General features: G+C 40.2%; 9 protein-coding genes and 1 pseudogene. 8 read left to right on the plus strand and 2 right to left on the minus strand.

Annotated features, from left to right (window positions below):
• Positions 1-4: 4 nt before the first annotated feature.
• On the minus strand, positions 5-1306 hold the full coding sequence (gene tlpD, locus DQL14_RS04190) for a chemotaxis chemoreceptor TlpD (RefSeq protein ID WP_108169924.1): 1302 nt from the start codon (positions 1304-1306) through the stop codon (positions 5-7).
• A 71-nt stretch (positions 1307-1377) separates the two neighbouring features.
• Positions 1378-1467, minus strand: a pseudogene (locus DQL14_RS08840) (ABC transporter ATP-binding protein); the annotation flags it as partial.
• 186 nt (positions 1468-1653) lie between these two features.
• On the opposite strand from DQL14_RS08840, the gene DQL14_RS04195 reads away from it, so the two are divergent.
• From DQL14_RS04195 to DQL14_RS04230, 8 genes are all read left to right on the plus strand, one after another.
• Positions 1654-3186, plus strand: coding sequence for a flagellin A (locus tag DQL14_RS04195; protein WP_108169925.1), 1533 nt, complete (start codon positions 1654-1656; stop codon positions 3184-3186).
• A gap of 118 nt (positions 3187-3304) precedes the next feature.
• Positions 3305-3961, plus strand: coding sequence for a 3-methyladenine DNA glycosylase (locus DQL14_RS04200; RefSeq protein ID WP_108169983.1), 657 nt, complete (start codon positions 3305-3307; stop codon positions 3959-3961).
• Positions 3958-4575 (plus strand): hypothetical protein, encoded by a 618-nt coding sequence (locus tag DQL14_RS04205; protein WP_162296859.1) that lies wholly within the window; start codon positions 3958-3960, stop codon positions 4573-4575. The genes DQL14_RS04200 and DQL14_RS04205 overlap by 4 nt, the downstream gene beginning before the upstream one ends.
• Positions 4576-4643: 68 nt before the next feature.
• A complete protein-coding gene (gene hemE / locus DQL14_RS04210; protein WP_162296860.1) occupies positions 4644-5663 on the plus strand; it encodes a uroporphyrinogen decarboxylase in 1020 nt (339 codons plus the stop codon).
• Between the two features lie 9 nt (positions 5664-5672).
• Complete coding sequence (gene hefA / locus DQL14_RS04215) at positions 5673-7106, plus strand: efflux RND transporter outer membrane subunit HefA (protein ID WP_108169927.1); 1434 nt, start codon at positions 5673-5675, stop codon at positions 7104-7106.
• A gap of 10 nt (positions 7107-7116) precedes the next feature.
• Complete coding sequence (gene hefB / locus DQL14_RS04220; protein ID WP_097680838.1) at positions 7117-7821, plus strand: efflux RND transporter periplasmic adaptor subunit HefB; 705 nt, start codon at positions 7117-7119, stop codon at positions 7819-7821.
• Between the two features lie 12 nt (positions 7822-7833).
• The gene (gene hefC / locus DQL14_RS04225; RefSeq protein WP_108169928.1) at positions 7834-10920 is read left to right on the plus strand and encodes an efflux RND transporter permease subunit HefC; all 3087 of its coding nucleotides are present in this window, start codon (positions 7834-7836) and stop codon (positions 10918-10920) included.
• The gene (locus DQL14_RS04230; RefSeq protein ID WP_108169929.1) at positions 10917-11486 is read left to right on the plus strand and encodes an outer membrane beta-barrel protein; all 570 of its coding nucleotides are present in this window, start codon (positions 10917-10919) and stop codon (positions 11484-11486) included. Before hefC ends, DQL14_RS04230 begins: the two co-directional genes overlap by 4 nt.
• The last annotated feature ends 8 nt before the right edge of the window (positions 11487-11494 follow it).

Here is an 11494-nt window from a genome sequence, read left to right on the forward strand (position 1 = left end):
GAATTTATTCGCCTTTTTGAATTTTTTCAATGATTTTATTGAGTTCGTCTTGTTTTTCGTAAAACATCTTATCAATATTTTCTCTAACATGTTTAGCGCTATCTTCCATTAAATGCACTTTATGCTCTAGGTATTTTAAATCGGTAATGTGGTCTTCTTGAATGGCTTTAACCAAATCATTGGCTTCAGCATGCACGCTCGCATGGTGGCTTTCTAAAGCTCTATAGCCTGAAGTGTTGGAAAAATTCTCTTTGCCTGCGCCCTCATAATACCATTTGCCTAAGCGGCAACTCTTATGGCTGGTAATGTCAAAGGAGTTGAGACCAAAAACCATGCCATAAAGATTGTTTTTAAAGACCACATGATCCAGTTTAGCCAGACCGCAAAACACCCGGTTATTAATATTGTAGATGGTGTATTTTGCCGCTTGCGCAACAATCATGTTGTTTTTTACGGTGGATTTAAGCTCTTCCACATCGCCCTTAATAGAGCTTACAATAGAATTAATGTCATGGGTGTTGGTTTGAATATCGTTCGCTTCTTGTTGCATGCTTTTAACGACAACAGCGATTTCTTTAGTGGCTTTTTGGGTTTTTTCAGCGAGTTTTCTCACCTCATCAGCCACCACCGCAAACCCTCTCCCATGCTCGCCCGCTCGCGCGGCCTCAATAGCGGCATTTAGGGCTAAGAGATTGGTTTGTTCTGCAATATCATCAATCAAAGAAATGACTTGAGTGATTTCATTGCTCCGTTGGTTGAGAGAGTCCGCTAGCGAAGTGGCGTTTTGCATCTTTTCATAAAGCGATTCAATGTCTTGCCCCGTTTTATTAACGGTCCCTAATCCTTCAGTAGAATGCGCTTCGCCATTTTTAGCCGCATTTAAAAGAGCACCGGTTTCTTGATGGAAATACTGCATGCTTTCTTGCGCGTTCTCTAAGCCTTCTTTTAAGCTCGCACAAAAAGTCTTAAACAAATCATTTTTATGGTATTCCCCCACACAACTTGTGTTTTTAGCCAATGAAAAATACTGCACGCCATCAATATTTTGGCTTTTTAAAGAATAAGAAACCCCTTGTAAATTAACGCTCTCTGCATTCTCTTTAAAATGAACGCTTTGTTCTTCTAAATTGTTCAAGCTTGCAAGATTCCCACTCTTAAAAACGACTTTATTGTTTTTAATACCTACAAAACCTTCATGCAAGCACAAATTTAAAAGGCTTTGATAGAGATTGATTTCTTTTTTTAACTCCGTAATTTCGGAATCTTTTTGACTGATTTGAAGTTGCAACTGCTTATTCCCAAACATGGTGGCATTCCTTATTTAAATTTGAATCTTTTGGGATTATACCCAAAATTACCAAACAATTTAAGCGCTCGTTAGTATTGTTGCTTCAAAAACAATTCGTAAAATAATCCCTGTTTTTTCATAAGGGTTTCAAAGTTGCCCTGTTCTATAAGTTTGCCTTGATGGTATCCCTTAGTGTTTGCATTCAATAAGATTTGGTATCAATTTTCTTTATTATAGCCCATTTTCATGCTCCTTTAAATTTTGCTTTTGAAATAAAGCCCTTTAAAATTTCAAACTTTAACCGATAATAGTTCCAACCAAAAGCAAGGATGCCTTTGGGTTTTTTATAACAAGGAGTTACAACAATGGCTTTTCAGGTCAATACAAATATCAATGCGATGAATGCGCATGTGCAATCCGCACTCACTCAAAATGCGCTTAAAACTTCATTGGAGAGATTGAGTTCAGGTTTAAGGATTAATAAAGCGGCTGATGATGCATCAGGCATGACGGTGGCAGATTCTTTGCGTTCACAAGCGAGCAGTTTGGGTCAAGCGATTGCCAACACGAATGACGGCATGGGGATTATCCAAGTTGCGGATAAGGCTATGGATGAGCAGTTAAAAATCTTAGACACCGTTAAGGTTAAAGCGACTCAAGCGGCTCAAGACGGGCAAACTACGGAATCTCGTAAAGCGATTCAATCTGACATCGTTCGTTTGATTCAAGGTTTAGATAATATCGGTAACACGACTACTTATAACGGGCAAGCGTTATTGTCTGGTCAATTCACTAACAAAGAATTCCAAGTAGGGGCTTATTCTAACCAAAGCATTAAGGCTTCTATCGGCTCTACCACTTCGGATAAAATCGGTCAGGTTCGTATCGCTACAGGCGCGTTAATCACGGCTTCTGGGGATATTAGCTTGACTTTTAAACAAGTGGATGGCGTGAATGATGTAACTTTAGAGAGCGTAAAAGTTTCTAGTTCAGCAGGCACGGGGATCGGTGTGTTAGCGGAAGTGATTAACAAAAATTCTAACCGAACAGGGGTTAAAGCTTATGCGAGCGTTATCACCACGAGCGATGTGGCGGTCCAATCAGGAAGTTTGAGTAATTTAACTTTAAATGGGATCCATTTGGGTAATATCGCAGATATTAAGAAAAATGACTCAGACGGAAGGTTAGTCGCAGCGATCAATGCGGTTACTTCAGAAACCGGCGTGGAAGCTTATACGGATCAAAAAGGGCGCTTGAATTTGCGCAGTATAGATGGTCGTGGGATTGAAATCAAAACCGATAGCGTCAGTAATGGGCCTAGTGCTTTAACGATGGTCAATGGCGGTCAGGATTTAACAAAAGGTTCTACTAACTATGGGAGGCTTTCTCTCACACGCTTAGACGCTAAAAGCATCAATGTCGTTTCGGCTTCTGATTCGCAACATTTAGGTTTCACAGCGATTGGTTTTGGGGAATCTCAAGTGGCAGAAACCACGGTGAATTTGCGCGATGTTACTGGGAATTTTAACGCTAATGTCAAATCAGCCAGTGGCGCGAACTATAACGCCGTGATCGCTAGCGGTAACCAAAGCTTGGGATCTGGGGTTACAACCTTGAGAGGCGCGATGGTGGTGATTGATATTGCGGAATCGGCGATGAAAATGTTGGATAAAGTCCGCTCTGATTTAGGTTCTGTGCAAAATCAAATGATTAGCACCGTGAATAACATCAGCATCACTCAAGTGAATGTTAAAGCGGCTGAGTCTCAAATCAGGGATGTGGATTTTGCTGAAGAGAGCGCGAATTTCAATAAAAACAATATTTTGGTGCAATCAGGCAGCTATGCGATGAGTCAAGCTAACACCGTCCAACAAAATATCTTAAGGCTTTTAACTTAGTTTTAAGAAAGGTGTTTGTATGGGGCTAACGCTTTAAGCGTTGGCTTTTTGCTTTAATTTTTACTTCTTTTTTAATAAAATACTCTTTTTTTATTTCTTTTTATTACAGGCGGTTATTGTGTTGGATAGTTTTGAGATTTTAAAGGCTTTAAAGAGCTTGGATTTATTGAAAAACGCCCCTGCTTGGTGGTGGCCTAACGCTTTGAAATTTGAAGCTTTATTAGGGGCGGTTTTAACGCAAAATACTAAATTTGAAGCCGTTTTGAAATCTTTGGAAAATCTAAAAAACGCTTTCATTTTAGAAAATGATGATGAGATCAATCTTAAAAAAATCGCTTATATAGAGTTTTCAAAGCTTGCAGAGTGTGTCCGCCCTAGCGGGTTTTATAACCAAAAAGCCAAACGACTGATTGATTTGAGCAAGAATATTTTAAAAGACTTTCAAAGTTTTGAAAATTTTAAACAAGAAGTAACCAGAGAGTGGCTTTTAGACCAAAAGGGCGTTGGTAAAGAAAGCGCGGATGCGATTTTATGCTATGCGTGCGCTAAAGAAGTGATGGTGGTGGATAAATACACCTATCTTTTTTTAAAAAAATTAGGCATAGAGATAGAAGATTATGACGAATTGCAACATTTTTTTGAAAAAGGCGTTCAAGAGAATTTAAATTCCGCTTTAGCACTCTATGAAAACACCATTCCTTTAGCGCAACTTTATGCGAGATTCCATGGAAAGATTGTAGAATTTTCCAAACAAAAATTGGAATTAAAGCTTTGATTTTTAGATTTTTCTTAATCTTAAGCCTTTTAAAAGGCGTTTTACTGGCCAAAAAGGATGGGGATTTTTTCAAACCTCTAGAGCCTACTAAAAAATATTTTGGCTCTTTTAAGATCGGCTATCTTTACCAGCACGCTCAAACGACTAAAAGATCCCCCATCCGCCCTAAAAACCGCCCGCCTATTTTAATGGATAAAATTTACCATGACGCTTCTTTAGGCTTTCAAGCAGGGTTCGTTTTAAAAAAGAAAGCTTTATTAGGGGGGTATTTGGATGCAGGAATGGGCGATTCGTATTTCATGAGCACTGGGTTTATGGCTGGGGTGAGGCTTTTTAAGGGGTGGGTTATCCCTAAAATCGCCTTAGGCTATCAGCTTCAAATTTTAGGGGCTAAGATTGATAAGTATCAATTCAATATCCAATCAGCGGTGGGGAGTGTGGGCTTGTTTTTCAATGCGGCTAAAAATTTTGGCTTGAGCATAGAAGTAAGGGGTGGTATCCCTTTTTATTTTATCCAAAGCAAATTTTCTAAAGCATTTGGCACGCCACGATTGAATATCTATTCTGTTGGTATCACATTCACTTTTTATGACTTTACGAGATTTTTAGGGTAAAATATTCATTTTAAAAAATAACTGTAGAGTATAAAAACCATAATCAGACAAACCTTTAAGGATTTATGATGATTTTCATTGATGCATGTTTTAGAAAGGAAACGCCTTACACGCCCATTTGGATGATGAGGCAAGCGGGGCGTTACCTTAGCGAATACCAAGAGAGCCGTAAAAAAGCGGGGAGCTTCTTGGAATTGTGTAAAAATAGCGATTTAGCCACAGAAGTTACCCTACAGCCGGTAGAGATTTTGGGCGTGGATGCGGCTATTTTGTTTAGCGATATTTTAGTAGTGCCTTTGGAAATGGGCTTGAATTTGGAATTTACTCCCAAAAAGGGGCCGCATTTTTTAGAGACTATTACGGATTTAAAAAGCGTGGAAAGCCTAAAAGTAGGGGCTTATAAACAACTAAACTATGTCTATGATACGATTTCTCAAACGCGCCAAAAGCTTTCTAAAGAGAAAGCGTTAATCGGTTTTTGCGGATCGCCTTGGACTTTAGCGACTTACATGATAGAAGGCGAGGGGAGCAAATCGTATGCCAAAAGCAAGAAAATGCTTTATAGCGAGCCTGAAGTTTTAAAAGCGCTTTTAGAAAAATTAAGCCTTGAATTGATAGAGTATTTGAGCCTTCAAATCCAAGCAGGGGTCAATGCAGTGATGATTTTTGACTCATGGGCTAGCGCTTTAGAAAAAGAAGCGTATTTGAAATTCAGTTGGGATTATTTGAAAAAAATCTCTAAAGAGCTTAAAAAACGCTATGCGCATATCCCGGTTATCCTTTTCCCTAAAGGGATTGGCGCTTATTTGGATAGCATAGATGGGGAATTTGATGTGTTTGGCGTGGATTGGGGCACGCCTTTAACTGCGGCAAAAAAGATTTTAGGCGGTAAGTATGTTTTGCAAGGGAATTTAGAACCCACCCGCCTTTATGATAAAAACGCTTTAGAAGAAGGCGTTGAAAGGATTTTAAAAATCATGGGCAATCAAGGGCATATTTTTAATTTAGGGCATGGGATGCTACCGGATTTACCCAGAGAAAACGCGAAATATTTAGTGCAATTAGTGCATGCTAAAACCAGGCGATAGGGGGGCTTGATGAAAACTATTATAAGATATGCGAGTTTATGGGGCTTGTGTGCGGCTTTAACTCTAGCCCAAACCCCCTCTAAAACCCCTGATGAAATCAAGCAAATCCTTAACAATTATAGCCATAAGAATTTAAAGCTCATTGATCCACCGACAAGTTCTTTAGAAGCAACACCGAGTTTTTTATCCTCGCCTAAAGAAACAGCGACCACGATCAATCAAGAGATCGCTAAATACCATGAAAAAAGCGATAAAGCCGCTTTGGGGCTTTATGAATTGCTAAAGGGGGCTACTTCTAATCTCAGTTTGCAAGCGCAAGAACTCAGTGTCAAGCAAGCGATGAAGAACCACACCATCGCCAAAGCGATGTTTTTGCCCACTTTGGATGCGAATTATTACTTTAAAAATGAAAATAGGGATACTCCGCACTTTAAACATTATAACACGCAACAACTCCAGGCTCAAGTCAAATTGAATGTGTTTAATGGTTTTAGCGATGTGAATAATGTCAAAGAAAAGTCTGCAACTTACCGATCCACTGTGGCTAATTTAGAGTATAGCCGCCAAAGCGTGTATTTGCAAGTGGTGCAACAATATTATGAGTATTTTAACAATCTCGCTCGCATGATCGCTTTGCAAAAAAAATTAGAGCAAATCCAAACGGACATTAAAAGGGTTACCAAACTCTATGACAAAGGGCTGACCACGATTGATGATTTGCAAAGCCTAAAAGCGCAAGGGAATTTGAGCGAATACGATATTTTGGACATGCAATTTGCTTTGGAGCAAAACCGCTTGACTTTAGAATACCTCACCAATCTCAGTGTGAAAAATTTGAAAAAGACTACGATTGATGCGCCTAATTTGCAATTAAGAGAAAGGCAGGATTTGGTTTCTTTAAGGGAGCAAATTTCTGCACTCAAATACCAGAACAAGCAACTCAATTATTACCCCACAATAGATGTGTATGACTCATGGAGTTATTGGATCCAAAAACCCGCTTACGCTTTGGGGAGTTTTGGGAACTTCTTCCCAGGTCAGCAAAATACGGCTGGAGTTAATGCGAGCATGAAATTTTTTGATGATATAGGGTTGAGCTTGCAAAAACAATCCATCATGCTAGGCCAATTAGCGAATGAAAAGAATTTAGCGTATAAAAAATTGGAGCAAGAAAAAGACGAACAGCTTTACAGAAAATCGCTTGATATTGCCAGAGCCAAGATTGAATCTTCTAAGGCTAGTTTGGATGCGGCCAATCTTTCTTTTGCCAATATTAAAAGGAAATACGACGCTAATTTAGTGGATTTCACCACCTATTTAAGGGGCTTAACCACGCGCTTTGATGCAGAAGTGGCTTACAATTTAGCGCTCAACAATTATGAAGTGCAAAAAGCCAACTACATTTTCAACAGCGGGCATAAAATAGACGACTATGTGCATTAAGGGAATAAAAATGATACGAAAAATTTTAATAGGACTTTTTTTGAGTTTTTTGAGCATGGAAGCTGGCGAAAAAGTGTATGCGATTTTCAATGTGAAAGCGATGCAAGATTCCAAGCTCACCTTAGACAGCACAGGGATTGTGGATAGCATTAAGGTTACTGAGGGGAGCGTGGTCAAAAAGGGCGATGTTTTGTTGCTTTTGTATAATCAAGACAAACAGGCTCAAAGCGATTCTGCTGAGCAACAGCTCATTTTCGCTAAAAAACAATACCAACGATACAGCAAAATTGGGGGCGCTGTGGATAAAAACACTCTAGAGGGTTATGAGTTCACTTACAGGCGCTTGGAATCGGATTACGCTTATTCTATTGCAGTATTGAATAAAACCATTTTAAGAGCCCCTTTTGATGGCGTGATAGCGAGTAAAAACATTCAAGTGGGCGAAGGGGTGAGCGCGAATAACACGGTGTTATTGAGACTAGTCAGCCATGCTAGGAAATTAGTTATTGAATTTGATTCTAAATATATTAATGCAGTCAAAGTGGGGGATACTTACACCTATTCTATAGATGGGGATTCTAATCAGCATGAAGCTAAAATCACTAAGATTTACCCCACCGTTGATGAAAACACCAGAAAAGTGAGCGCTGAAGCCCTTTTGTCTAAGCCTATGGCAGTAGGGCTTTTTGGCGATGGGTTTATCCAAACGAAATAATAGGATATTTTGATGTATAAAACAGCGATTAATCGTCCTATTACGACCTTGATGTTTGCTTTGGCGATTGTCTTTTTTGGGGTGATGGGTTTTAAAAAATTGAGCGTGGCGCTTTTCCCTAAAATTGATTTGCCTACAGTGGTGGTTACTACGACTTATCCTGGGGCTAGCGCTGAAATCATAGAGAGTAAGGTAACCGATAAGATTGAAGAAGCGGTGATGGGGATTGATGGGATCAAAAAGGTTACTTCTACGAGTTCTAAAAATGTGAGTATCGTCGTCATTGAATTTGAATTAGAAAAACCTAATGAAGAAGCCTTAAACGATGTGGTTAATAAAATTTCTTCAGTGCGTTTTGATGACTCTAACATTAAAAAACCCTCTATCAATAAATTTGATACCGACAGCCAAGCCATTATTTCATTGTTTGTGAGCAGTTCAAGCGTGCCGGCTACAACCCTTAATGACTACGCTAAAAACACCATCAAACCCATGCTCCAAAAAATCAATGGGGTAGGGGGCGTGCAGCTCAACGGCTTTAGGGAGCGCCAGATTAGGATTTATGCCGATCCCACTTTGATGAATAAATACAACCTGACTTATGCGGATCTTTTCAGCACGCTTAAAGCGGAGAATGTGGAAATTGATGGGGGGCGCATTGTCAATAGCCAAAGGGAATTGTCTATTTTAATTAATGCGAATAGTTATAGCGTTGCGGATGTAGAAAAGATCCAAGTGGGTAATCATGTGCGTCTTGGCGATATTGCAAAAATTGAAATCGGCTTGGAAGAAGACAACACTTTTGCGAGCTTTAAAGACAAACCCGGTGTGATTTTAGAAATCCAAAAGATTGCCGGAGCGAATGAAATTGAAATCGTAGATAGGGTGTATGAAGCTTTAAAACACATTCAAGCCATTAGCCCTAGCTATGAAATCAGACCCTTTTTAGACACCACGAGCTATATCCGCACCTCTATTGAAGACGTGAAATTTGATCTAGTTTTAGGAGCGATTTTAGCGGTTTTAGTGGTGTTTGCGTTCTTGCGTAACGGCACGATCACCCTCGTTTCAGCGATCTCTATCCCTATTTCTATCATGGGGACTTTTGCGCTCATCCAATGGATGGGCTTTTCATTAAACATGCTCACCATGGTAGCTTTAACGCTAGCGATAGGGATCATCATTGATGATGCGATCGTGGTGATTGAAAACATCCATAAAAAGCTAGAAATGGGCATGAGTAAACGAAAAGCGAGCTATGAGGGGGTGAGGGAGATTGGCTTTGCTCTAGTAGCGATTTCAGCGATGCTGCTCTCTGTTTTTGTGCCTATAGGGAACATGAAAGGCATTATCGGGCGCTTTTTTCAAAGCTTTGGGATCACGGTGGCTTTAGCGATCGCTCTCTCGTATGTGGTGGTCGTTACGATTATCCCCATGGTAAGCTCAGTCGTGGTCAATCCCAGGCATTCTCGTTTTTATGTGTGGAGTGAGCCTTTTTTTAAGGCTTTAGAGTCTCGTTATACCAGATTGCTCCAATGGGTATTAAACCACAAGCTCATTATCTCTATAGCGGTGGTTTTGGTGTTTGTGGGTTCGCTTTTTGTGGCTTCCAAGATCGGTATGGAGTTCATGCTGAAAGAAGATAGGGGGAGGTTTTTAGTGTGGCTTAAGGCTAAACCGGGTGTGAGCATAGATTACATGACGCAAAAGAGTAAGATCTTTCAAAAAGCGATTGAAAAACATGCTGAAGTGGAATTCACCACTTTGCAAGTGGGTTATGGCACCACGCAAAACCCTTTTAAGGCTAAGATTTTTGTGCAGCTCAAGCCTTTAAAAGAGCGTAAAAAAGAACACCAATTGGGGCAATTTGAGTTGATGCGTGCTTTAAGGAAAGAGTTGAGAAGCTTGCCTGAAGCTAAAGGTTTAGATACTATTAATCTTTCTGAAGTTACTCTTATAGGGGGCGGTGGGGATAGTTCGCCCTTCCAAACCTTTGTGTTTTCCCATTCTCAAGAAGCGGTGGATAAAAGCGTGGAGAATTTGAGAAAATTCTTATTAGAAAGCCCTGAATTAAAAGGCAAGGTTGAAAGCTACCATACAAGCACGAGCGAATCGCAACCGCAATTGCAACTCAAAATCTTAAGACAAAACGCTAACAAATACGGCGTGAGCGCTCAAACCATTGGATCAGTGGTGAGTTCTGCTTTCTCTGGGACTTCTCAAGCGAGCGTGTTCAAAGAAGATGGCAAAGAATACGATATGATCATTAGAGTGCCTGATGACAAGCGCGTTTCTGTAGAAGACATCAAACGCTTGCAAGTGCGTAACAAATACGATAAATTGATGTTTTTAGACGCTTTAGTGGAAATCACAGAAACTAAAAGCCCGTCTAGTATTTCTCGCTATAACCGCCAACGCAGCGTTACGGTGCTTGCTGAGCCTAATAGGAATGCGGGCGTTTCTTTGGGCGAGATTTTAACGCAAGTGAGTAAAAACACGAAAGAATGGCTGGTTGAAGGGGCGAATTACAGATTTACCGGAGAAGCGGATAACGCCAAAGAGAGCAATGGGGAGTTTTTAGTCGCTTTAGCGACAGCGTTTGTGCTGATTTACATGATTTTAGCGGCGTTGTATGAGTCCATTTTAGAGCCTTTTATCATCATGGTTACCATGCCTTTAAGCTTTTCAGGGGCGTTTTTTGCTCTAGGTTTAGTGCATCAGCCTTTGAGCATGTTCTCTATGATAGGCTTGATCTTGCTCATTGGTATGGTGGGTAAAAACGCCACGCTTTTAATTGATGTGGCGAATGAAGAGCGTAAAAAAGGCCTGAATATCCAAGAAGCCATTTTGTTTGCCGGCAAAACCCGTCTGAGACCGATTTTAATGACGACCATTGCGATGGTTTGTGGGATGTTGCCTTTAGCGTTAGCGAGTGGGGATGGAGCAGCGATGAAATCCCCCATAGGGATTGCGATGAGTGGGGGCTTGATGATTTCTATGGTGTTAAGCTTACTCATTGTGCCAGTGTTTTATCGTTTGCTCGCTCCCATAGACGACAAAATCAAGCGGTTTTATCAAAACCAAAAAACTTTAGAATGAAAAAAATTGCTTTCATTTTGGCTTTATGGGTGGGCTTGTTAGGGGCGTTTGAGCCTAAAAAAAGTCATATTTATTTTGGGGCTATGGTGGGTTTAGCCCCTATTAAAATAACCCCAAAACCCGTTATCGACTCTTCTTATACGGCTTTTTTATGGGGGGCTAAAGGGGGGTATCAATTCGCTTTTTTTAAAGCTCTAGCGCTAAGGGGTGAATTTTCCTACCTTATGGCGATAAAACCCACCGCATTGCACACGATTAACACTTCTTTATTGAGCATGAATGTAGATGTATTGAGCGATTTTTACACTTACAAAAAATACAGCTTTGGGGTGTATGGGGGGCTTGGGATAGGGTATTTTTATCAAAGCAACCATTTAGGCATGAAAAATAGTTCGTTTATGGGTTATAACGGCTTGTTTAATGTGGGGCTTGGCAGCACGATCGATCGCCACCACCGCATAGAGCTTGGGGCTAAAATCCCTTTTTCAAAGACTAGAAATTCTTTTAAAAATCTTTATTTTTTAGAGAGCGTTTTTATCCATGCGAGTTATAGTTACGCTTTTTAAAGGGCGTG

It is taken from the genome of Helicobacter pylori NCTC 11637 = CCUG 17874 = ATCC 43504 = JCM 12093, from assembly GCF_900478295.1.
Lineage (GTDB): Bacteria > Campylobacterota > Campylobacteria > Campylobacterales > Helicobacteraceae > Helicobacter > Helicobacter pylori.

Excerpts from the sequence above, each read along its gene's own strand:
- tlpD (WP_108169924.1), bottom strand. The coding sequence starts at position 1,306 with ATGTTTGGGAATAAGCAGTTGCAACTTCAAATCAGTCAAAAAGATTCC.
- DQL14_RS04195 (WP_108169925.1), top strand. The coding sequence starts at position 1,654 with ATGGCTTTTCAGGTCAATACAAATATCAATGCGATGAATGCGCATGTG.
- hemE (WP_162296860.1), top strand. The coding sequence starts at position 4,644 with ATGATTTTCATTGATGCATGTTTTAGAAAGGAAACGCCTTACACGCCC.
- hefA (WP_108169927.1), top strand. The coding sequence starts at position 5,673 with ATGAAAACTATTATAAGATATGCGAGTTTATGGGGCTTGTGTGCGGCT.
- hefB (WP_097680838.1), top strand. The coding sequence starts at position 7,117 with ATGATACGAAAAATTTTAATAGGACTTTTTTTGAGTTTTTTGAGCATG.
- hefC (WP_108169928.1), top strand. The coding sequence starts at position 7,834 with ATGTATAAAACAGCGATTAATCGTCCTATTACGACCTTGATGTTTGCT.
- DQL14_RS04230 (WP_108169929.1), top strand. The coding sequence starts at position 10,917 with ATGAAAAAAATTGCTTTCATTTTGGCTTTATGGGTGGGCTTGTTAGGG.